Annotated in this window: 16 protein-coding genes; 8 read left to right on the forward strand and 8 right to left on the reverse strand. The window is 65.5% G+C overall.

Features of this window, described 5'->3' with window-relative positions; all coding sequences use genetic code 11:
• Nucleotides 1-20: 20 nt before the first annotated feature.
• Entirely contained in the window at nt 21-1889 is a 1869-nt protein-coding gene (locus ABH933_RS37910; RefSeq protein WP_429425245.1) for an amino acid transporter, read from the reverse strand.
• 469 nt (nt 1890-2358) lie between these two features.
• Between ABH933_RS37910 and ABH933_RS37915 the strand changes: the two genes are divergently transcribed.
• The 3 genes from ABH933_RS37915 to ABH933_RS37925 all read left to right on the forward strand — a co-directional run bounded on the left by ABH933_RS37915 (nt 2359) and on the right by ABH933_RS37925 (nt 6687).
• Complete coding sequence (locus tag ABH933_RS37915; protein ID WP_429425022.1) at nt 2359-3726, forward strand: MFS transporter; 1368 nt, start codon at nt 2359-2361, stop codon at nt 3724-3726.
• A gap of 354 nt (nt 3727-4080) precedes the next feature.
• Nucleotides 4081-5124 carry a helix-turn-helix domain-containing protein gene (locus ABH933_RS37920; protein ID WP_429425024.1) on the forward strand — a complete coding sequence of 348 codons (1044 nt, stop codon included), beginning with the start codon at nt 4081-4083 and terminating at the stop codon, nt 5122-5124.
• A 399-nt stretch (nt 5125-5523) separates the two neighbouring features.
• Nucleotides 5524-6687, forward strand: a complete 1164-nt coding sequence (locus ABH933_RS37925; RefSeq protein ID WP_429425026.1) for a cytochrome P450 — start codon at nt 5524-5526, stop codon at nt 6685-6687.
• A gap of 75 nt (nt 6688-6762) precedes the next feature.
• Here ABH933_RS37925 and ABH933_RS37930 read toward each other — a convergent pair whose 3' ends face one another.
• Nucleotides 6763-8532: a hypothetical protein gene (locus ABH933_RS37930; RefSeq protein WP_429425028.1), complete on the reverse strand. Its 1770-nt coding sequence runs from the start codon at nt 8530-8532 to the stop codon at nt 6763-6765.
• A gap of 970 nt (nt 8533-9502) precedes the next feature.
• Between ABH933_RS37930 and ABH933_RS37935 the strand changes: the two genes are divergently transcribed.
• Nucleotides 9503-10630 (forward strand): cytochrome P450, encoded by a 1128-nt coding sequence (locus tag ABH933_RS37935; RefSeq protein ID WP_429425030.1) that lies wholly within the window; start codon nt 9503-9505, stop codon nt 10628-10630.
• A gap of 105 nt (nt 10631-10735) precedes the next feature.
• Here the strand turns inward: ABH933_RS37935 and ABH933_RS37940 are convergent, their stop codons facing one another.
• From ABH933_RS37940 to ABH933_RS37965, 6 genes are all read right to left on the reverse strand, one after another.
• The gene (locus ABH933_RS37940; protein ID WP_429425032.1) at nt 10736-11947 is read right to left on the reverse strand and encodes a cytochrome P450; all 1212 of its coding nucleotides are present in this window, start codon (nt 11945-11947) and stop codon (nt 10736-10738) included.
• Between the two features lie 572 nt (nt 11948-12519).
• Nucleotides 12520-13812 (reverse strand): cation:proton antiporter, encoded by a 1293-nt coding sequence (locus ABH933_RS37945; protein WP_429425034.1) that lies wholly within the window; start codon nt 13810-13812, stop codon nt 12520-12522.
• Nucleotides 13809-14498 (reverse strand): hypothetical protein, encoded by a 690-nt coding sequence (locus ABH933_RS37950; protein ID WP_429425036.1) that lies wholly within the window; start codon nt 14496-14498, stop codon nt 13809-13811. The genes ABH933_RS37945 and ABH933_RS37950 overlap by 4 nt, the downstream gene beginning before the upstream one ends.
• A gap of 50 nt (nt 14499-14548) precedes the next feature.
• Nucleotides 14549-16042, reverse strand: a complete 1494-nt coding sequence (locus ABH933_RS37955) for a tryptophan 7-halogenase (protein ID WP_429425038.1) — start codon at nt 16040-16042, stop codon at nt 14549-14551.
• A 586-nt stretch (nt 16043-16628) separates the two neighbouring features.
• Nucleotides 16629-17690 (reverse strand): hypothetical protein, encoded by a 1062-nt coding sequence (locus tag ABH933_RS37960; protein WP_429425040.1) that lies wholly within the window; start codon nt 17688-17690, stop codon nt 16629-16631.
• 190 nt (nt 17691-17880) lie between these two features.
• The gene (locus ABH933_RS37965; protein ID WP_429425043.1) at nt 17881-18018 is read right to left on the reverse strand and encodes a hypothetical protein; all 138 of its coding nucleotides are present in this window, start codon (nt 18016-18018) and stop codon (nt 17881-17883) included.
• Between the two features lie 513 nt (nt 18019-18531).
• Here ABH933_RS37965 and ABH933_RS37970 point away from each other — a divergent pair.
• The 4 genes from ABH933_RS37970 to ABH933_RS37985 are packed head-to-tail and all read left to right on the forward strand — an operon-like array spanning nt 18532 to nt 22275.
• Nucleotides 18532-19095, forward strand: a complete 564-nt coding sequence (locus ABH933_RS37970; protein WP_429425045.1) for a hypothetical protein — start codon at nt 18532-18534, stop codon at nt 19093-19095.
• Nucleotides 19095-20426, forward strand: a complete 1332-nt coding sequence (locus ABH933_RS37975; RefSeq protein WP_429425047.1) for a Dyp-type peroxidase — start codon at nt 19095-19097, stop codon at nt 20424-20426. The genes ABH933_RS37970 and ABH933_RS37975 overlap by 1 nt, the downstream gene beginning before the upstream one ends.
• A gap of 8 nt (nt 20427-20434) precedes the next feature.
• Nucleotides 20435-21442, forward strand: coding sequence for a hypothetical protein (locus ABH933_RS37980; RefSeq protein ID WP_429425049.1), 1008 nt, complete (start codon nt 20435-20437; stop codon nt 21440-21442).
• A 47-nt stretch (nt 21443-21489) separates the two neighbouring features.
• Nucleotides 21490-22275, forward strand: a complete 786-nt coding sequence (locus ABH933_RS37985) for a bile acid:sodium symporter family protein (RefSeq protein WP_429425247.1) — start codon at nt 21490-21492, stop codon at nt 22273-22275.
• The last annotated feature ends 60 nt before the right edge of the window (nt 22276-22335 follow it).

Consider the following 22335-nt stretch of genomic DNA (forward strand, 5'->3'; position numbering starts at 1 on the left):
GGGCGTCCCCGGCCACCGGCTCAGCTGTCGACGTGCACGTGCGGGCGCTGAGCGGGGTCGGGGACGGCGCGGCGCAGGATCTCGCGGGTCACCGGCGCCACCTCGCCCTCGCCGACGAACAGGAACTTGAGCAGGTTCGTCAGCGGATTGCCCTCGGTCCATTCGAAATACACGTGCGGGTTCAGTCCCGTGCGGTCGCGGATGGCCAGCAGGATCGCCGCGATCGAGTTCGGGATGGCGGTGGCCTCGACGGTGAGGATCTTGTAGCAGTCCAGCTCGACCGCGCTCACGTGCAGGTCGGTGGAGAATTCCGAGGCGTCACGCACGATCACCTCGAGGAACAGGATCGGCTCGGAGGCGGGGATGTGGCTCTCGATGCGTTGCACGGCCTCCTTCTCACGGTATTCGGCGGGCTGGCGATCCTCGAGGCTGTCCAGGTCGTGGGTGACGATGCGGATGGTGCCGCTGGCAGCGATCTTGTCGATCAGCCAGCCGGCCTTGTCGTCGAAGTCGACCTCGATCGCGCGCAGCTCGAACGCGCGCCGGGCGCGGGAGATGAACGACACCACGATGATCGCCAGGATGAACAGCGAGGCCAGCTGCACACCCTCGGGCTTCTCGACGATGTTCAGGATCGTGGTGTACACGAAGACCGCCGAGACGACGCCGAAGCCGATCACCTTGTTGCGCTCGCGTTTACGCGCCGCGGACAGGGTCACCGCGACCGCGGCGGAGGTGATCAGCACCAGCACTCCGGTGGCGTAGGCGCCGCCCTGGGCGTCAACGTCGGCCTTGAAGTACCAGGTGATGCCGAAGGAGATGACCGCGAACACCAGCACCAGCGGGCGGGTGGTGCGCGCCCACTCCGGGGCCATGCCGTAGCGCGGCAGGTACCGCGGCACCAGGTTCAGCAGGCCCGCCATGGCCGAGGCGCCGGCGAACCACAGGATCGCGATGGTGGAGGCGTCGTAGACGGTGCCGAATCCGTTGCCCAGGTATTCGTGCGCCAGATACGCCAGTGCGCGCCCGTTGGCCTTGCCGCCGTTCTGGAATTCGCGTTCGGGGATCAGCACCACGGTGATGAAGCTGGTGATGATCAGGAACACGCTCATGATGATCGCGGCGGTGGTCAGCAACTTCTTGGCACCCGCGATCCGGGTGGTGGGATTGTCCTCCGGTTCGCCAGGGGTGCTCTTGATCTGCGGCATCACCGCCACGCCGGTCTCGAAGCCCGACAGGCCCAGGGCGAGTTTGGGGAACACCAGCAGCGAGACCCCGATCATGGCGAAGATGCTGCCGTGCTGGGCGGTCATGGCGTGGGTCCAGTCCACGATCAGTCCCGAGGCGGTGAACACGTGGTACAGCCCGACCGCGGCGACCACCACGTTCAGCGCCAGATACGCCCCCACCAGCACGACCGCGGTGCTGATGGCCTCACCGAAACCCTTGAGGAAGATCGCGGCCAGCAGCGCCAGCAGCACCATCGTGATCAGCATCGCGTGGCCGGTGAGCCAATGCGGCACAAGCGGATTCTCCACGATGTGCGCGGCGCCGTCGGCCGCGGACAGGGTCATCGTGATCACGAAGTCCGTCGCGGCGAAGCCCAGCAGCACCAGGATGAAGATCTTGCCGGTCCAGCGCGGCAGGATGCCGAACATGGCCAGCGAGCCGCCGCCGTGCGGGGATTCGCGGGCGACGCGGCGGTAGACCGGCAGCGCGCCCAGCAGCGTCAACGCGACCAGCACCAGCGTCGCCAGGGGTGACAGCACACCTGCGGCTACCGCGGCGATACCGGGCTGGTAGCCCAGAGTGGAGAAGTAGTCCACGCCGGTCAGGCACATCACCTTCCACCAGGAGCGCTGATGGGATTCCTCGGCCTGTTTGACCATGGGGCCCGGGTGCTGGGAATACTGCTCCTCGTCTGCCCCCTGTAGCAGCCAGGATCTGATCCCGGTGCGTGGCCGTTGCGCGGTGGCGGTCACGTCGTAGTCCCCCTCGAGGGCTCCCTGTCCGGTGGACCCGGAATCTGGTCATCGTCGGGGCCAATCTACGCGGACTCGACCTTTCGGCGTTAACGGACTGTTGACACGCCCGGCGGGGAATCGTCGGGTTTACTGAAGGATCCTTGACGCAGTCCGGCTGGCGCTACCTAGCGGAGACTGACAAATCTGGCAAGTGTGATGCGTATCACAAAAATGGGTATCGCCACTGGTCGGACGGTGCGTCTCACCCGTTTCGCGGCATCGGTCGCCGTTTGCCGAGGATGAAAACCGGGTAAACGTGGCATTCGTTGCCATTCTGTTATCAGAGAAGTGACGAAAGACACTATGCACCGCGGCGATGCGGTGTCCCGAAACCATGGGGAGAGGAGTTCGCGTGACATCCCGCGACCCGCAACCACAACAACGACGTTCCGTGGCCGCGGCCGCGATGGGCAATGCCACCGAATGGTTCGACTACGGCGTCTACGCGGCCACCGCGACCTACCTCACCCACGCGTTCTTTCCCGGACTCGGCACCGCGTTCACCATGCTCGGCTTCGCCGTGTCGTTCGTGCTGCGCCCCTTCGGCGGCATGGTGTGGGGCCCGCTGGGCGACCGCATCGGCCGCAAGGCCGTGCTGGCGACCACGATCCTGCTGATGGCCGGGGCCACGGCGTGCATCGGCATCCTGCCCACCCATCATCAGGTGGGCGTGCTGGCCCCGATCCTGCTGTTCGCGCTGCGCATCGTGCAGGGCTTCTCCACCGGCGGCGAGTACGGCGGCGCGGCCACGTTCATGGCCGAGAGCGTCGAGGACCGCCGGCGCGGGTTCCTGGGCAGCTTCCTGGAATTCGGCACCCTGACCGGCATCGTCGGCGGCACCGCGCTGGTCCTGGCGCTGCAGGTGCTCCTGGGCGACAGCGCCATGCAGAACTGGGGCTGGCGCATCCCGTTCCTGGTGGCCCTGCCCCTGGGCCTGGTCGGCTGGTATCTGCGCAGCAAGCTCGACGAGAGCCCGGTGTTCACCGAGGTCGCCGAGAGCACCGAGCAGCCCCGGCCGCGCGGGCTGGCGGCGGTGACGCGCTCGCTCGTCTCGACGCTGGGGAACCTGATCACCCACTATCCGCGCGAGCTGTTCACCCTCGCCGGACTGGTCATCGCGCTGAACATCGTCGACTACACGCTGCTGTCCTATCAGCCCACCTACCTCGAGCAGACCATCCACATCAGCGACTCCACCACCACCGCCATGGTGCTGGTCGGTCAGCTGGTGATGATGCTGGTGCTGCCGGCCTCGGGGGCGCTGTCGGACCGGGTGGGCCGGCGCCCGATGTGGCTGGTGTCCCTGGTCGGGCTCGCCGTGCTGGCGGTACCGATGTACTGGCTGATGGGCCAGGGAATCGGCTGGGCCATCTTCGGTTTCGTCGTGCTGGGCCTGCTGTTCGTGCCGCAGCTGTCCACCATCTCGGCGACCTTCCCGGCGATCTTCCCCACCCAGGTGCGGTATGCCGGATTCGCGCTGTCCTACAACCTGTCGACCGCGATCTTCGGCGGCACGGCCCCGTACATCGACCAGGCCGTCATCGACGCCACCGGCTGGAAGCTGTTCCCGGCCTTCTTCATGGTCGCCGGCTGCCTGGTCGGCCTGGTGTCGTGGGTGTTCCTGCGCGAGACCAAGGGCGTCTCGCTGCGCGGCACCGACACCCCCGCCACGGGGGAGCTCGCGGTGCAGCCCGCGCCCTGACGGGGACGTGACCGAAAATCCGTGCATCGGATGCGATTGTGCATCCGATGCACGGATTTCTTGTGTCGCAGGCTGATTCGTCCATTTCGCGCCGAAGAAACGTCACTGTGACGATCAGTGGGTGGATGCGTGGAGTGTCGAGGGGGAGTGGCCCCGGCGGAACACCACCGAATTCCCACTGCCCCAACCGGTGTCGCATCGACGGCTCCCCTCCTGTGGCCGTCGAGCGCCCGGAGCTCGAACCCGGACCCTGCGGGTACGATCTTCCCCCAGGTTAGGACCGGCGGGTCCGGCTCGGAAGCCGAGAGGTGTGCAAGATTTCGGCGCAGGTGTGCACAGACGCGAAGGGGTGGCATGGTCGAGTTGCGGTACGACCGGAGGGTTTTCAGCACCGGCGAACTCCCCGAGACCGCACAGAAGGACGCCTGGGAACACGAGGTGATCGGGAACCACGGCCCGCTGGCACACGCGTTCCCCAATCGAGGAGAGCATCGGTTCGGCGGCGGTACGCGCGTCGGCCGCCTGCTCGAGCTCGACGGCGGAGAGTGCGCGGTGGTCGCACAGGTTGTCGACTTCGCCTCGAACGAGGTCCGATACGATCGGACACCGCGCCAGGTCAGGCAATTCGACGACCGCGGTGCTCGGCTGGTCGTCGGAATCCGGGGATCGATCGGGCTCACCCAGGGCGGCGTCGCCGTCGAGCTGACGGGCGGATGCTGCGCGCTGGCACGCATGTCCGAGCCGTTCACCTTCGAGCACGACGCGGGGGCGCGTGGGCTCATCGTGACCCTGACCGTGCCGAAAGACGAAGAGGCGCAGAAGAACTTCTACGCGATCATCGACAAGGCGCCCCTGAGCTTGGATCAGCGCCGCGGAACCCTGCCGGGTGCGATCGCTCTGATCCACGCCCTGGCCGCGCGCCAGGAGCATCTCACCGCGCACGATTTCGCCGCCATGAACACTCGCATGCTCGAGCTGTTGCTGATGTCGCTCGACGACCGCCGAGTGGGGGAGGTCGCGCGGCATCAGGAGGTCGCGGCGAGCGTCCTGCGGTACGTGCAGGAGCATTCCGACGACCGGCGGGTCTCGGCGCAGACCATGGCCGCGCACGTGAACTTCTCCCGGCGCACCCTCTACAACATCATCGCCACGGCCTTCCCTGGCCGGACACCGGGGGACCTGCTGACCGAACATCGCGTGAAGCGTGCGCTGCACCGGTTGCAGTCGCCCCTGTACCGCGGCAGCACGATCAGGGACATCGCGATCGCCTCGGGATTCCGATCCGAAACCGCGTTCCGGGAGGCGTTCGCGCACAGCCCATCCGGGCGAACCTACGGTAGTCCGGACGAGGCGCGCGAGCGGGCCGTGCTGTCCCCGCGACTGGACGAGTCGTCCTGACAGGACACTCCGCACCCCGGCGCGCGGGCGGCGCCGCGATCCGCCGAAAGCGTTTCGACCTGGAACAATCTGCGCCGACCTGGCGCATCGCCGCGGCGTGGGCTCCGCGCCGCACGGGCGACGCGGGGGCGCTATCTGGTGGTGGCCCTGCGATCACTCGCATCGATCGGTATCATCGAACTTCGCAAACGCAAACATGCAAACTCAAATGTGTTGTCGTCGAACACATTTGACGTGTCATTCGGAATTGCACCTCGTGTCAAGGAGTCTTGCGATGATGTTGAAGGAGTTGCCCGTCCGACCCGTCCGTCCGGCTTTACTCGCTCGCACGGCGGGCACACGCGGGTGAGGCTCTACTCGCCCGAGTTCGCGGCGGACCCGCACGGTGCCTACCGTGACATGCGCCGCGACCATGGCGCGCTGGTCCCCGTCGACATCGCACCCGGTGTCCCAGCCACCCTCGTGCTGGGATACCGCGAGGCCCTGCACGTCTTCGGCGACCCCGCCCGATTCCCCGCGGACCCGCGCCTGTGGCAGGCCCGCCAGGGCACCGGATGCCCCGTCGCGGCCACCATGGGCTGGCAGCCCAACGCCGCCCGCACCGCCGGCGACGAACACGTGCGCTACCGTAGCGCCGTCACCAACGCCTTGGACCGCGTGGACCTGCACACCCTGCGGCACATGGTCGAACGCACCGCGGTCACCCTGGTGAACGAGTTCTGCCAGAACGGCAGCGTGGACCTACTCAACCATTACGCCGTCCCGCTGATCGTCGAAATCATCGACCAGCTGCTCGGATTCACCCCCGACATCAGCGACGCCATGTTCGACGGCATGATGACCCTGCGCGACGCGACCACCCCGGCCGAGACCGCCCAAGCCGACGCCGTCATGGCCGCCGCGATGCGCGAGCTGATCGCCAACAAGCGCGCGGCGCCGGCCGAGGATCTCACCTCGTGGCTCCTGGCCGACCCGGCGGCCCTGGACGATGCGGAGGCGACGCACGCGATCGCGATGCTCTACACCTCGGGGACCGAGCCTACCTGGAACCTGATCGCCAACACGCTGCTGCTCATGGTCACCGACAACCGGTTCGGCAGCGATCTGCTCGGCGGCGCCCTGTCTGCCCGCGATGCCATCGACGAGGCCCTGTTCGCCGATCCACCCCTGGCGAACTCCTGCCTCACCTACCCGCGCCAGCCCCAGCTGCTGGGCGACTTCTGGCTACCCGAGCACCAACCCGTCCTCATCAGCCTCGCCGGCTGCCACGACGACCCCACCGTCCACGGCGAACGCACCGGAAACCGGTCCCACCTCGCCTGGGGCGCCGGCCCACACGCCTGCCCCGCCCAATCGGTGGCCATGCTCATCGCCAACGAGGCCCTCGATCAGCTCCTGGACGCCCTGCCCGACCTCGAGCTGGCCCACCCTGCCAGCGAATTGGCCTGGCGCCCAGGGCCTTTCCATCGCGCGCTGACCGCGTTGCCGGTCACCTTCCCCCCGTCGCCACCGCTGAACTACCTCAGTGACACCGATCCCGCAGCGGCAGCACGGCCGTGGTGAGGTCGCACGCGCCGGCAACACCGAGACGGTGACACTCCGGGAGGGCGCCCATGGGGCGCCCTCCCGGAGTCCTACTCAGCCCCGAGAGGGACTGTTGCAGCGTGAATCCCACGCCGTCGGCAGATCCGCCGACAACACCGGCGCCCCGAGAATCTCGTCGTCGAAGCCGAAGGCATCCAGCAGTGCGGGCACACAGGCGGCGAGATCGTCGATGGCACGACGCAGCAACAGCTTCGTCGTCTCCACCCCGGCAACGTCCAGCAATCCGTGCGTGAGATACCACGCGGCATTCTGATCGAGATAATGCAGCGCGAAAACATCACGCACGGCAGCGATCTCGGCAAGATTCGCATGCTGGTGCAGCAGCTGCAGAGCCTCCTCGGCGCAATACGCCTCGGCCAGGCTCAACGCCTCCGGAATGACCGCCAGCCGATTGGCCAGCCCCGGGGTCGTCAGATGCTCCTGCGCCTCGTGCACGATCGTCAGGGTCCGGGCATTGAGCAGGCCCAGCCGATCGGCCGGATCCGCCGGATCGTGCAGACCCGGCTCGGGCACGGGCTTTCCGGCCAGGTGCTTGGCCAGCACGCGACCGGCCACCGAACCCAGCACGTGACAATCGCCCTCACCGGTGATCGCCGCATGACACACCCCGAGGTAGTCCGCGACCCGGTTCGCACTGAACATCCCCTGCGCACCCATCTTGATGCGACAGTGGGTCACCGTGTCCAGCGCGTGCAACTGGATGAAGTGCTTGGCCAGCATCACCGACACGACGGTGTCGCGATCGGTGAGATCGCTTGTCGCCAGTGAGGTCTTGATCGCGTTGCCGTAGATCGTGCGGGCCAGGGTGCCGGCCAGATCGGTCAGCAGCGTGTCGCGCACGTGCGGGATATCGGCCATCAGCGGGCTGTCGAACGGCGTCAACGGCACCACCCGCTTGGCCGCGTAGTTCAGCGCGATGTACAGCGAGGCGCGCGCCGAGGCGTTGAGGCAGGACGAGAGCGCCAGCCGTCCGACGGTCAGCTGGCTGATCGCCGAGGCGAACGAACGCTTGCGGCTGCTCTCGTCCTGCCAGGTCAGCACGCCCTGGTCGTCGATCGTGGCCAGGTCGTTGCTCAGCCAGGCATTGCGCTCGACCCGCAGGTTGTCGAAGGAGATGATCGAGTTGTCCATGATGACCAGCGGCTGATGATCCAGCTGGGTGATGCTCACCCCGGGGGCCGGATCGCCGTTGGCATCACGCAGCCGTGCCGCGAACAGGTGCACGCCCTGGTCCACACCGTTGGTGTCGACATACCGCGCACCGACGACGCAGACCCGCGACACCGGAATGCCCACGCTGGGCATGAATTTGCGCGCCCGGGTGTTCGGGGTGTTGATCACGAACCCGTCGCCGTCCCAGGTCGCGGTGGTCTGCATGAAGCCGATGTTCGAACCGCACCCGTACTCGGTCAGCAGCATCACGCCGATGCTGCTGGCATCGTCCAGGTCGTGCAGATACGGCGCTGCGGACTCCGCGTCGGTCAGGGTCGCCAGGCTGCCCGAGGCCAGGTTGTAGTGCCCGCTGATCAGCGGAATCAGGTCGGTGGCCAGGACCGCGGACCAGTCGAACACCGCGAACAGCTTGGGCAGATCCGTGGCAATCTCGCGGGTGCTGCCGATCTCCCGGACCAGGTAAGCGAGCTGGGCGTAGGCGTTCTCGCGCCGTAGCGCCTGGCTCTGGTGTTCGGTGACGGCGTAGGCCGGGTCGCTCAGCACCTTCTGCAGCTGGTGGTGGAAATCCAGGCTGCCGTGCCGAAGTAGCTCGGCCAGCGACGTCCCTTCCTGATACTCCTGCGTAACCATAACCCGCCTCCTACTACTCATTTCGAATCCCAGCAGCAACTTCGTCCACCGCTGGGCATAACGAGGCGATCGCTGCCGGACTTCGACGCACCGGGGCACCGCCGTTACTCGCACGCAAATGCGGATACCGGCGGGGGCGGTCGGGGAGTCCGGACGATCACCTGTCAAGAGCCCTATACAGCACAACCTACATGTAATTTCCGTTCCGCCACAGGGCTATCGAGCTCCGCACGCCCGCTCGCCGGACGCTGCGGCTAGCTCGGGAAATCCCGAACAGCGCAGGTAGAAGTGGAAAATGGGGGAGTAGACGGTCGCCCGATCCGACGCTTCCGGCAGGCCCGACGGACCGACCGGAATGCAGCGAGCAGGCGCCGCCGAGGCAATCGTGTCCTGACGACATCGCCGCTGTCGTAACGACGCACTTGACCGATCGAGACACAGATAACTATTGTGCCACACACCCTCTCGCTGTTCACGTCGAACGACGCCAATGCCCCAAATGCTCCGAAACAGACCTGGACGCACGGCGTGTCGGCCACTTCCCAGCGCAACGGCCAACCGACCGGAACGCTATGGGGCGCACGACCTCTCAGTGATCATCCGGCGAAGCATGTCGAGCCCGGATCGCGATGAGCCGTCACGCACTACGCGATTCGATGAGGTGTCATCGAAATCGGAGGTCTCCCAGCCGGTTCCGGCACAAGCCGTACGGTTCCACCGAGCGCCGCCCGACGCCGCGCACACCAGGTCCCCTGCGGCCCTTCAGTACTGGCCAGCGTCCAGCAGGCAAAACCTCACCAGACGGTTGGGTATACGATACTGCCGCAACCGAATTCAAGGAGACTACGTGTATCCGCCGCGCACGCAAGAGGGTGCCACCGCCAGCCCCAGGTCGATCGAGGATATCGGTCCCCGAATCCCGATCCACAGTGCACAATTCGCGACCGACCCCCACGGGGCCTATCGCCGAATGCGGAATGACTACGGCCCCCTGGTTCCGGTCGAGATGTGGCCGGGAGTACCCGCAACCCTGGTCATCAAATACCGCACCGCCGTGCGAATCCTCAACGATTCCGACCATTTCCCGGCCGACCCCAGCAACTGGCAGAGGACCGCGCCCCCCGACATTCCGATCATGCCGATGATCGAATACCGCCCCAACGCGATACGCACCGCAGGCGCGGAACACGCCCGCTACCGCACCGTAATGGTCGACGCACTCAACGGAATCGACGTGAACCAACAGCGGTCCCTGATCGCCAAATCCGCCATCCCCATCATCAACACCTTCTGCAAGGACGGCGAGGCCGACCTGCTGAACCAATACATCCTCCCGCTGGTCTTCTCCGCACTCTGCCAGGTACTCGGCTGCCCCCCGGAAATCGGCCAGCAGGTCGCCACCGCCAGCGCCGCCATGTTCGACGGCGTAGACACCGACACCGTCAACGAGATCATGGGCAAGGCCCTGCTCGACCTCACCGCCCTCAAGCGCAGCCAGCCCGCCGACGACGTCACCACCAGACTTGTCCAACACTCCGCCGGGCTGACCGACGAGGAAATGGTGCAGCAACTCGTCCTGCTGTTTGCCGCCGGCGTCGAACCACCACTGAACCTCATCTCCAACACCCTGCTGCTGATGCTGACCGACCGCCGCTTCATCGCCAGCGAGGACAACAGATTCCCCCTGACCAGCCAAGCCGCACTCGACGAACGGCTTGCCACCGACCCACCGATGGCGAACTACTGCATCACCTACCCGCGCCACCCCATCCTCATCGAAAACGTCTGGCTGCCGGCCAACCAACCGGTCATCATCAGCATGGCCGCCTGCAACACCGACCCGGAACTGAACAACGGCGAATTCCTCAACCGCGGCTGGAACCTGGCATTCAGCACCGGCGACCACGCCTGCCCCGCCCACGTCCGGCCCTACGCATTCCAGCTCGCGCAGGAGGCCATCGATCAAATCATGGACACCCTCCCGGAAATGGAACTTGGCGTCCCCGAGGACGAACTCGTCTGGCGCCCAGGACCATTCCACCGAGCCCTGACCTCACTGCCCGTCGTCTTCCCGCCCGCATCCCCGTTCATGCCCTGAGACCCGAGCACGCGCCGACACCCACAGGCGCAACGTGATCACGCCCCATCCGACTCCTTGATGTGTCATAAGTGATTGGCCAGTGGCTTTGGGGTGGAGCTGCGGCTACATCATCATCAGTTTCGTCTCGATTGGCGTGAAGTTCACGGGCATCTCGACCAGTGCACGGTGGAAGGGGCCCGGCCGCCACTTCAACTGCTCGGGCTCGATTGCCAGCTGGATTTCACCCACACGGTCGAAGAGTTGGTCGATGGCGTTCTGGACGGTCTGGTAGGCCACGTCTTTGGCGGGGCAGGCGTGCGGGCCGGTGCTCCAGGCGAGGTGTGAGCGGTTGCCGATGCTCTTGTTGCCTTCGCCGCGCTCACGAGGGTCGTTGTTGCATGCGGCGAGGCTGATCAGTACAGGCTGGTCGGCCGGTAACCACACGCCGTCGATCTGGATGGGTTGCCGCGGATAGGTGGTGCAGAAGTTCGACATCGGCGGGTTGTTGAACAAGACCTCATCGAGCGCATGGGCGGTCGACAGGTTGCGGCCTTCCTCGGTGGTCTGGAATCGCGGATCGGTGAAGATGAGCAGCAGCGCATTGGCCAGAAAGGTGCGCTGAGCCTCGAATCCCGCACCGTAGAAGCTCATCAGCTGCGCGAATACCTCGTCGTCGTCGAGGCCGTTGGGATGATGGGCCAGGTGTGAGGTGACGTCGTCGCCGGGGTGCTCGCGCTTGAGCGCGATCAGCTCCATCAGCGCCTGCTTGAGCATCACCATGCCTTGCTTGGCCTTGACGCGGTCGGAGTCGAAGCGATCGGCCATACCGACTGCGACCCGCTCGCCGATCTCGCTGGGGCAACCGCACATCTGATTGAGCACGTCGAGTATCAGCGGGAACGCGTACTGCATCACCAGGTCCGCGCTGCCGTTTTCGCAGAACGATGCGATCACCGGGACAGCAGCCTTGTCGACCATGGCTCGGATGGCGGTCTGGTGGATGTTATCGATCGCCACCACCGATGGCTCGCGGTAGCGCAGATGGGTGGCGCCAGTGTTGTTGCGGGCCGCCGGCAGCCACCCCATCATCGGCAGGATCGGTGAATCAGCGGGAATACTCTTCTGCCAGGTGCGCGGATCAGCCGGGAAATGTTCTGGGTCGTTGAGGATGCGGACCGCGGCCTTGTAGCCGATACACAGGTAGGCCGGAACGCCCGGAGCCAATTCGACAGGAACCAACGTGCGTTCTTGCTTGCGCATCTCGTCGTAGATCTTGTTGGGGTCGGCGACGAACTCGGGTGTATACATCGGGAACCGGTCCGGATCGACCTCCAACGATGCGCCGTGCTGGACGGGGCAGGTTCCGGTGGCCGTGGTGTGGGACTCGGGGACAGGTGACTGTGATGTGGTCAAAGACGTGACTCCGGACTGGAACAGGAATACGACGGGAAACTGATGCGATCACGGCAGGCTGGCGCGCTCACGTGGGTAGCACGAGGACGCCCTTGTGCCGGATAGTCGCGGGGACCGATCGATAGCATGTGCTCAACTGTTGTGCGGTACTTGGCGCTTCGCCCACGCAAGCAACATAGCAGCGACGACGACGATAGGCTCGCGAACACGGGTGCTACGCTCACGCCCCCACCGCTGGTTGCTGCCGCCCAAGGTCTTCGACGCCGGGCACGACTCACTCGAATACTACTGCGCCGCAGTGTATTCCGCGTTTCCGGTGCCTCGCATGAGTCGTGCGGAGGGTGAACGGTCAGTGCGCACGCACCCGTTGAGGTGCGTGATGGTCCGCGCGAATACTGACCGTAAAACGCTGCTGTACAACATGTTACGTTCGGGTACGTCTACTCGGCGAAAGGGGATGACTTCCGACAACCGGATGTGGAAGCCATCCGTGGTTATCGAGTAGCGCTGTCCGGCTCAGCGTCGGTCAGCAAGGCAGCATCGCCCACGCCGTGCGGTTGTGTAGTAACGGGGGCGATCGTCCCGGCGGCATGTGCCGCGGGCGGGGTCTCGCGGGGGCTGTGAGCCATGCCGAGCACGCGGAGTATCGGCGCGGTCGATGCGGTCGTCACCAGTGCCATGACCACCAGCAGCGAATACAGCTGGGCTCCGATCAGCCCGGTGGTCAGGCCCACGGACAGGATCACCAGCTCGGTCAGCCCCCGCGTGTTGAGCAGCGCTGCCACCGCGGCTGCTGGTCTCGCCTGCATCCCGGTAAGGCGGGCGGCGAGGTAGACGCTGCCGATTTTGCCCAGCACCGCGGCGGCGATGATGATCACGAGTTCACCGATCGCGGTCGAGTCGATCGAGCTGAGATCGACGGCCAGGCCCGCGACGACGAAGAACCCGGGTAGCAGGATCGCGCTCAGGACGCGTACGCCGGATTCCACGGTTCGGCGGCGTTCACGGGGGAAGATGACCCCGAACGCGAAAGCGCCGAAGATCAGGTGCAATCCGATCCATTCGGTGATCGCCGCGACGGCCAGCGCGCCACTGATGCCGAGCACGATCATCGTGTGGGCGGTGCCGATCTGGGAGATCCGCTCCAGCATCGGCCGCAGAACCCACCACAGCAGCCCGACAAGAGGGATGAGCAGGGTCAGCCGCCACGGGGTGCTACCCGGATGTGCCAGTGCCAGGACCACGGCCAGTACCGTCCACGCCGCGATGTCTACCAGCGCCGCGCATGCCAGGCTGATCTGGCCGATCTCGGTGTGTATCAGGTTGCGGTCGTGCAGGATCCGGGCCAGCACCGGGAAGGCGGTCACGGCCAGCGCGCAGCCGATGTAGAGGGCGAAGTGTAGCCGGTGGCCGGTCTGGTAGCGCGTCAGGACGGTGACCGCGAGGCCGCTGCCCAACACGAATGGCGCTATATAGGCCGCCGCCGACACTGTGGGGATCGAGCGGCGAGCACCGGTGAAGATGCCGCGATCGAGTTCCAGGCCGGCGGCGAACATGAACACGGTCACGCCGATATTGGCCAGCAGATTGAGGGAAGAGCGGGCGTCTTGCGGGAACAGCATCGAGGACAGGTGATGCCCGATGATGGCGGGGCCGGCCAGGATTCCGGCCGCGATCTCGCCGATCACCGGTGGTTGGCCGAGCTTCTCGGCCAACCATCCCAGGATGTGGGCCGCCGCCATGATCAGGACCAGGTCCAGCAGGACCGTGACGGTGGGAACGTTCAACTCTGGCATCTCCTACTCGGGCCCGCTGCGGGAGTACTGGACGGCGCGGTAGCAGGGTTCCAGGTCAGGTCGGGCTCCGCGGGGTCGGGTTCGTCGCGCAGCTCGGGTTCGGGCAGCCACACCATGGCCTGCTGTGCCGGGACGATGTCCGGGTTGAATGCTTCGCGAATCCAGCACACGGGGCGGTCACCCATTGACATCACGTACGCCCGGGCAGCGCAGGCACGCCCGTCCGGCCACGTCCTGGCGCCCGCCCACAGGATCCGGCGGCGCTGGCTCAGGCCGCGGGCGATCAATCCGTGCCCGATCGGGGTACCCAGATCGGCCAGCCCGCTCGTGTGAGCCGGTTGTGCCACGGCCGCAACGTAATTGATCGACACAGTCTGCTCGGGAGTGGCCAGGCACGAGCGCCGGATCGAGGCACGATCGGCTACCCGCAGCTGGAGAACACCGGCAATGAACGCGGGCAGCACACGGGCGGGAACCTCGTCCTGACGTATGACCCGCACGCTCAGACCATCCGCGAGCAGGTGCTCGAGTGCTGTGGTCGTCAGATTCTCACTCGCCAGCAAGGCTCGGGTCGTGGGGTGGTGGAAGCGCTGGATCTGTGCGGCCGTGTTCGTCCGGAACCCCGGCCCGTTGGGCGATGGTTCGCCCAACGGGCCGGGGGAGTGGGTGATCGTCACGGCCGACTCCATCTATCGGTTCGCACCGGGGAGTCCTGGTGACCGCGCCGCTAGTGCGCGGCGGCGCCGTGGCGCGGCGGCAGGACCGGGCGGGCCACCGCCTCCCGTTCGGCGTCCGTGCGTGCGCGGGTGGTCAAGCCGAACACCGGCTCGGTCGTGATCCGGATCTCGCCCATGTCGGTGTCCACCAGCGGGTCGCGCCAGTGATCCCAGACCGGTGACATGTCCAGTCCACCCATGTATTTGATGTTCACCCCGTCGGTGTCCGGGTCGGTATGCAGACGCTCGGCCTCGGAGGCGATGACCTCGGTGCCGGTCCGCTCCTGCGTGCCGGTGGTCTCTCCGACATCGGTCAGCCCGGCCATGATGCGCGTGAACGACTGTTCCGGCGAGTCGCCGTCGTAGACGTCGGTGAGCCGGTGAGCGTGTGCGAAATACTCCTCGGATCCGACGTAGTGCTCGTACATGCGTGAGACCAGCGATAGGAACCGGGTGTAGCCGCGGCGGAAAGTGTATTCGTAATAGGCCAGGGCGTCGGCTTCGCTCATCTCACCGCGCAGCGTGGTCGCGATCGCGGCCGCGGACACCAGCCCCGAATAGGTCGCCAGGTGCACGCCGGTGGACAGCAGCGGATCCAGGAAGCAGGCAGCGTCACCGACCAGAACGTAGCCGGGCCCGCAAAACCGGTCCGCGACATACGAATAGTCCTGCTCGGCCTTCACCTCGGCGACCTGCTGCGCGCCTTCGAGCATTGCGCTCATCGGCTTGCTGGCTGCGATGGTGTCCAGGTAGTAGGACTCCCGCGAGTCATAGCCCCGTAACTTCTCCGATGCCAACCGCGCGGACACCACGTAACCGACGCTGTTGCGACCGTCCGCCAGGGGGATGTTCCAGAACCAGCCACCCTCCTCGGTGGACGCGACGTTGATCGCGCCCTCGGGGCTGTCGGGGTGCAGGTGCGCACCCGTCCAGTACGACCAGACCGCGACGTTGCGGAAGGCCGGGTGCTGGCGGCGCATGCCGAAGTGCTTGGCCAGCAGTCCGTCTCGGCCCGTCGCGTCGACGAGGAAGTCGAACTCGAGCGTATGGACGGTGTCGTCACCGGCCTGGACCCATTCCGCGGCGATCGGGCGCTCACCGTCGAACACGATCCCGGTGACCTTCGCCTGCTCGATCACCTTCGCGCCCTGCTCGGCGGCGTTGCGCAGCAGCAGGTTGTCGAACGTCGCCCGGTCTACCTGCCACGACCACGCCTCGGCGTCGACCAGCTTGCTCCAGTCCAGCAGCCAGGTGTCGTGCTGCCACTGGAAGTAGCCGCCCCGCTTGATCTGGAAGCCGTGCGCGGCAACCTTGTCGTAGGCGCCGGATATCTGCAGGGTGGACAGGCACGAGGCCAGCAGCGACTCTCCGATGTGGTACCGCGGGAACGTATCCCGCTCCAGGAGGGTCACCTGCACTCCGGACCGTGCAAGCAGCGCAGCGGCGGTCGAACCCGACGGACCTCCGCCTACCACCAGAACATGTGGATTTTCCCTGGTCCCCATAGCAACTCCCTGGAAAGTGCGAACAGATCGTGCACCGCATCGTGCCTGGTCACGCGTCAGATGACAGATTGCCAACCTCCGTAGCCGTTGGTTAACTCGCTGACGGCGCACGGGATTCAGATTAACAGGCGATCTTGAAACATCAAGCAGAACAGTGTGTTCAAATGCAATCACATTGGCTGCATTCGATAGCTAAAAGTTAGCCATTGACCCAGTGGGGTATCGCTGGCAATGACACGCAGGCAAGGTGTCACGACAGTGAGGCTGTATTATGTTGCGGTGGTGCCGATTTCGGCGAACCGCCAAGAAGGGGGAGGCGTCGGCAAATAGACAGAAGGGCCGTGATCAGAGCTGGTTCGTCATGCATCACCCCATTTCCCGGCGCGTCCATAGTATGACGTTTGTTCGATTTCCGGGGTGCGTAGACCGGCAACCGGGCAGATACGCCTCGTGTGCGCTGGTCGAGCGGGGTGTACGCAGAGCTCTTGCGGCCGAACACGATTGCCGCCCATACGCGCGGACGGGCCGCGGCGAAAATCGGTCAGAGGCCCTGACCATGCTTCGCCGCGCCCCACCGCGCACAGAGCTATCCGGCAGTCGCCTCGGCGGTCAGCTTCGCCATCGTGGTCGCGGCCCGTTGCGCATCGGCAACATTGCACCGGCCCAGACCGCACGCGGTCGCGACCCCGTAGGCGGTGCGGCCGGCCGCTTCTTCGAACATACTCAGGGCACGGGCGCTGTCATCGCCGGATCTCGGCGACACCACACCGGCGATGATGTTCCACTCCGGGTCGAGCCGCCGCAGAGGTGCATAGAACGTGGGGGCCGCAGGAGCCGGTTCGGCACCGAACGCACACGGAATATGCACGGCGGGAAGGGGAGTGTCGTGATCGCGCAGTTGCCGCGCCGTGTGGTTCAGCAGAGTCACCGCCGGCGCCAGCGAGCGCGGACTCAGCAGCGACTTGTGCTGGTAATCGCCATAGCACAGGTGCAGGACACTGGGAGCCCCGATCTCGTGGATCCGGGTGAGCAGTGCGGCGAGTTGGCGAGCCAGCAGCGGCGCCGCGGCCCACTTTGCCCCCAGCCGATCAGCCTTGACCATGCCCAGCAGCGCGAACGGTGATTCCACCTGCCACACCACCCGGTCGCCGTAGCGGTCGTTCACCGCGGCGATCTCCTCGAGCACGGCCTCGGTGAATACCGGCAGCGCCCGCAAGGCGGCCACGATCAGATTCGATCGCCGCAGCGCCGGCCCGAGCGGGAATCCAGCCGACACCGCCGCACCAGCGAATACGAACATCGCCAGATCCAGCGGATTGGGTTGGCTCAGCTGCAGTTTCGTCTGCGCCAGCTCCGGTCGCTCGGCGCGCAGCGTATCGAAGGCAGCTACCACGGAACCGATGCGTTCGAGCCGGTCCATCGACACGTGCCGCCGCTCCAGCTTCGCACCGGGGCGCAGCGCGTAGCTGGGGAAGTCGCTGTAGTCCGCATACTCGCCTGCGCGGACGATCTCGAGAACATCGTCGTGTTCGCTGCGGTCACGGAGATACTGCAGGATCCAGTCCGGATCCAGGTCACAGGGCAACCCGGTCAGCCGACCGCCAGTGCTGTCGGCGAACCACCGCAGCACCGCATCGTCCCCGGTCATCAACTCCTCTGGAACACTTCCCACAAAATGCGCATACCTGGTCATCGACACTCCTCAGTTGTTCCGTTGCCCGCTAACATTCTCAGCCGAATCGCTTGCCTGTGAAAGGATTCCGCGAACCAGGAGGTAGACGTGGCTGCCGTGCGGCTGACAATGTAGCGGAAACGTGTACCAGGCATCGTATTTGCCCTCACAACGGGGAGAGGTGCTGCAGCAGGTTCCCTGCCTCGGCCAGCCGCGGAAGCATCTGGGTCGCAGCATCATTGACCGTCGCGACGTCGAACAGGCCCGGAGCCAGCAGCATCGCCGGGTACCGCGTGAGAGCCACCAACTTACGTCACTGTGACGATACGAAAGGTGCATAACTATGCATAAAACGCCGAATAAGGCCTTGGCGCTCGCAGGTTCTTCCCGGATCAAGCTTCACACTCGGATGCTGTCAACTGCGATCGGACCAGTCTCAGCTTTTTCCGAATCGCACACTGTTGCACGCCAACGCATTCCGCCCGCTCAGGCGATCCCGTTGTTACGCCGATAATTGACATTATGTAAGGCTAGCCGGACGCTCGCATCCCCCTCTTTCGGGGCATGCCACTATCGGACGGACGGTCGGCCCGCTTGTCCTGTCCTGGATCGACCGCAAGCAGACCGCCTCGACCTTCCACACCACCTCTGCGGCGCCGCCATCACGAACGGCTCCTGCCTCGAAACAACTCGCGGAGTAGTGATCGAAACCACTCCCCGCTTTCCCGACTTCCCCCATTTTGGGTGACGACCGAGTCGCTCGTGCGCACCTAAAGTCGGACCTATGAGTCAGTCGGAAATCCGAGAGGAGCTCAGAATGCCTGAAAATAATAATGAGGTCTGGTCTCAGCCGGCGGCCATGGCCATCCCGAAGGAAGGCTATGTGGAATACACTCGGGGGCGGTACGGCCCGACGTATCCCCGTACTCCGGCGTGCTACGGATTCAACATTATCGCCAAGGTGAAGGAAGGCCGAGAGGAAGCCATCCGCGCCTACGGAAAGCAACTCGATGCCGCCGTCGCTGCGCAACCCGACGTGCTGGCGCCGCTGCGCCTGCATTATCTGCGCTGGCAGTTGTTCGATGTCGGATCCGGGCTGCACTTCCAGTATCAGGGGATCTTCGACACCGACTTCGATAAATACACAGAGGGCGCCGTCAAGCTGTTCAGTATGACGGGGATCACCACAGCGTTCACCCATCTGGAGGGATTTCCGGAGGACTGGCGGACAAACCCCAAGGCTTTCATAATGTTCGTCCGCGACCATCAGGTGCCCAGCTTTCTGGAATACGGCGAGTACCCGTACGTCACCGCCGACGAGGTCAAAAAGGCGCTGCGGCTCAAAGCAGCGTTCTCCGACATGTTGGATCAAATGCAGTGATGGAGCTCGAATTCACTGATATCCAACACATACTTCTCGCCCGAACGCCGACCCGGGCCGGGCGCTATGAATTCCTGACATTCGACGATGCCGCCGGCGGGCGGGCATGGCTGACCGGACTGCTGGACCGCGTGCAATCGGCGGCCGATGTCCTCAGCACACTGGATGAATCGCGAAGTTGGGCCACGGTGGCTTTCACCTGGAACGGTCTGCGTGCGCTGGGTGTCGACGAAGATTCCCTGGCGACATTCCCGGACGAGTTCCGTGAGGGCATGGCCTCGCGCGCCGACATCCTCGGGGACACCGGCGCGAACGCGCCGGAGCATTGGACCGGCGGTGTCGCCGGCGACAATCTGCATGCGATCGTCATCCTGTTTGCCCGGGACGAGGACGAACGCCGCAGGTGTGTCGATGAACACGATGAACTGCTGGCTCGCTGCGATGGCGTGCGGTCGCTGTCGCACCTCGAGGTGAGCGCTACCCCACCGTTCGACTACGAACACGATCACTTCGGGTACCGCGACCCGGTGTCCCAGCCGGCCATGAAAGGTTCCGGCGCGCAACCCACCCCGGGGTCCGGCGAACCGCTGGAGCCCGGCGAGTTCATCCTCGGATATCCAGACGAGGAGGGGGTTACGGCACTCCCTGCACCCGAAGTGCTGTCGCGTAATGGGAGTTACCTGGCCTATCGCAGGCTGGAGGAACACGTGGGGCGCTTCCGGGATTATCTGCGGGAGCAGGCCGACACCCCCGAGGGGCAGGAGCTGCTGGCCGCGAAGTTCATGGGCCGGTGGCGTAGTGGGGCGCCGCTGGTCCTGGCACCGGAACGCGACGATCCGGAGTTGGGCGCAGACCCTGTGCGCAACAACGATTTCAACTACGGCGAGATGGACCCGCACGGCTATGCCTGCCCACTCGGTGCCCATGCCCGCCGGCTCAACCCACGTGACACCGCACCGAACATCAACCGCCACAGGATGATCCGGCGCAGCAGTACCTACGGACCGGCGCTGCCCGAAAACGTCGCCGATGACGGGGTCGAGCGTGGTATCGGGATGTTCCTGATCGGTGCCAGCCCGCTGCGCCAGTTCGAATTCGCTCAGAACGTCTGGATCAACGACACGTCGTTCCACGAGCTGGGCAACGAGCGCGATCCGATCTGCGGAACCCAGGACGGTTCGTTGGAATTCAAGATCCCCGAGAAGCCGATTCGGCAGGTGCACAGGAGTTTACCGGCCTTCACCACACTGCGGGGCGGGGCGTATTTCTTCCTGCCCGGCCTGCGAGCCCTGCGTTACCTAGCCGCCCTTGACGTCAACCCCGAACACTAGGAGTCACCATGACTGCGTTCGCCCGCACCTACAACCAGGCCCACATCGCCCGTCCACATACCGGCGGCCGACGGGTCAGTATCTACTGGACGTGGAGCTATCCCTGGGAGGCCCAGCGCGACCTGACGGCGCTGGACAACCGGTTCTCCACCATCACCGAAGTCCGCCGGGTGGCGTGGCCTGTCTATGAGACCCCGGAGTACGAGGCTGCCAATTTCCTGCAGGGCATCGCGGGCACGCTGGAGCTGTTTCACCGCTCTACGTTGGCGTTTCAGGAACTGGCTGGGCAGGTGACCGGCCATCCTGTCGGGGTCTTCCAGCGAGTCGACCAGGCGGGGTATCGACAGCCCATCGACGAGCGGGTCCTGGCCGACACCGACACCCTGATGGTGTTCGGTCTGGACCATCTGGCCGCGGACGAGCGCGCTGGGGCCGACGAGATCGCCGCGATCAAGCAGTGGCTTCGCCGTGAGGGGACCTGTCTGTTGCTGGCGCCGCACCACGATGTCGGATTCACCGATGACCTGGACCAGCGCCAGATGGAGTACCTGCATCATGGAGACGCGTTGGTGCCACGGCAGCAACGGTTCGGCGAGTACACCCGGTCCCTGATGGCCGCCCTGGACGTGCCGGTGCACAACAAGTGGGGGCTGCGGCCCGCTGTGGTTGAAGGCACCAAACAGATCGCGCCGCTGACCGCCTTCCATGATCTCGACACACCCAGGTTGCTCACCGATGTCACCACGCTGAACTTCCACCCGCACCTACCCCACTACGAGCTCACCGCACCGGAGAGCGCGAATCTGCGGGTCCTGGGCCGTCAGCGCGTCGACCCGACCAGGCCGCATCCTTTCACCATGGCGGGCAACTCGGAGTTCAATGCGCTGGTCTGGATGCCGCCTGCCGGTGACCGGGCAGGTGACATCGTGCTCGCCGACTCGACGCATTTCACCACCCTGTTCGGCGGCACCGACAGCCTGAAGTTCTTCTGGCGCAACCTCGTCACAATGCCGTGAACGAACTTCTGGTCCAGGGCTCGAACATTGCGGTCGTCGTCTTCGTTGTGTCGAGCACTCTCAGTGTTGGCCTGGGCCTGACCGTCGGCCAGATCTTGGCTCCGCTCGGGAACGTTCGGTTGGTTGTGCTGTCGCTGGCCGCGAACTTCGTGGTGGCGCCCTTGGTAGCGCTCGGGCTGTGGTGGGCACTCGGCCTCGAGCAGCCGCTCGGAGTCGGCCTGCTGGTGTGCGGCCTGGCGGCGGGCGCACCGTTCCTGATCAAGCTCGCGGAGTTCGCCAAGGCCGACCTGGCCTTCGCTGTGGGCCTGATGGTGCTGCTGATGGTCATCACCGTGGGTTTCGTGCCGCTGGTCCTGCCGTTCTTCGTCAAGGGGACGGCTGTGAACCCCGCGAGGATCGCGGCGTCGCTGGTGGTCCTGATGCTCATCCCGCTGGCGGCGGGCCTCGCGTTGCGAGCCCGCCGCCAGGCCGCCGCAGGCCGTATCCGACCCGTGCTCGGGCGGATCTCCACCGTCAGCATGATCCTCGTAGTGGTGTTGACGCTGGCCGGGCACTTCACGAGCGTGCTGTCGGTGTTCGGCACGTTCGGGATCCTGGCCGCCGTTGTGTATACGGTGACCTGCACCGGGATCGGTTGGTTCGTCGGCGGCCCCGGGGCGGGCACGCGGGGGGTGCTGGCGCTGGGGACGGCGCAGAGAAACACAGCTGCAGCATTCGTGGTGGCCGGGCAGAACTTTCACGACCCGAAGGTTGTCGTGATGATTACCGTCGTCTTGATCGTTGATTTCCTGCTGCTGCTGCCATTGGCTCGCCTGCTCGCGCGGCGGCGCTGACTTGGCTCAGCGGTGGTCGAGGAGGCCGAGTCGGCCGGCCTCGGCCACCGCGGCGGCGCT

The organism is Nocardia sp. GP40 (assembly GCF_050434125.1).
Classification (GTDB): Bacteria; Actinomycetota; Actinomycetes; order Mycobacteriales; family Mycobacteriaceae; genus Nocardia; species Nocardia albiluteola.

Excerpts from the sequence above, each read along its gene's own strand:
- ABH933_RS37910 (WP_429425245.1), bottom strand. The coding sequence starts at position 1,889 with ATGGTCAAACAGGCCGAGGAATCCCATCAGCGCTCCTGGTGGAAGGTG.
- ABH933_RS37915 (WP_429425022.1), top strand. The coding sequence starts at position 2,359 with ATGGGGAGAGGAGTTCGCGTGACATCCCGCGACCCGCAACCACAACAA.
- ABH933_RS37920 (WP_429425024.1), top strand. The coding sequence starts at position 4,081 with ATGGTCGAGTTGCGGTACGACCGGAGGGTTTTCAGCACCGGCGAACTC.
- ABH933_RS37925 (WP_429425026.1), top strand. The coding sequence starts at position 5,524 with ATGCGCCGCGACCATGGCGCGCTGGTCCCCGTCGACATCGCACCCGGT.
- ABH933_RS37930 (WP_429425028.1), bottom strand. The coding sequence starts at position 8,532 with ATGGTTACGCAGGAGTATCAGGAAGGGACGTCGCTGGCCGAGCTACTT.
- ABH933_RS37935 (WP_429425030.1), top strand. The coding sequence starts at position 9,503 with ATGCGGAATGACTACGGCCCCCTGGTTCCGGTCGAGATGTGGCCGGGA.
- ABH933_RS37955 (WP_429425038.1), bottom strand. The coding sequence starts at position 16,042 with ATGGGGACCAGGGAAAATCCACATGTTCTGGTGGTAGGCGGAGGTCCG.
- ABH933_RS37960 (WP_429425040.1), bottom strand. The coding sequence starts at position 17,690 with ATGACCGGGGACGATGCGGTGCTGCGGTGGTTCGCCGACAGCACTGGC.
- ABH933_RS37970 (WP_429425045.1), top strand. The coding sequence starts at position 18,532 with ATGCCTGAAAATAATAATGAGGTCTGGTCTCAGCCGGCGGCCATGGCC.
- ABH933_RS37975 (WP_429425047.1), top strand. The coding sequence starts at position 19,095 with ATGGAGCTCGAATTCACTGATATCCAACACATACTTCTCGCCCGAACG.
- ABH933_RS37980 (WP_429425049.1), top strand. The coding sequence starts at position 20,435 with ATGACTGCGTTCGCCCGCACCTACAACCAGGCCCACATCGCCCGTCCA.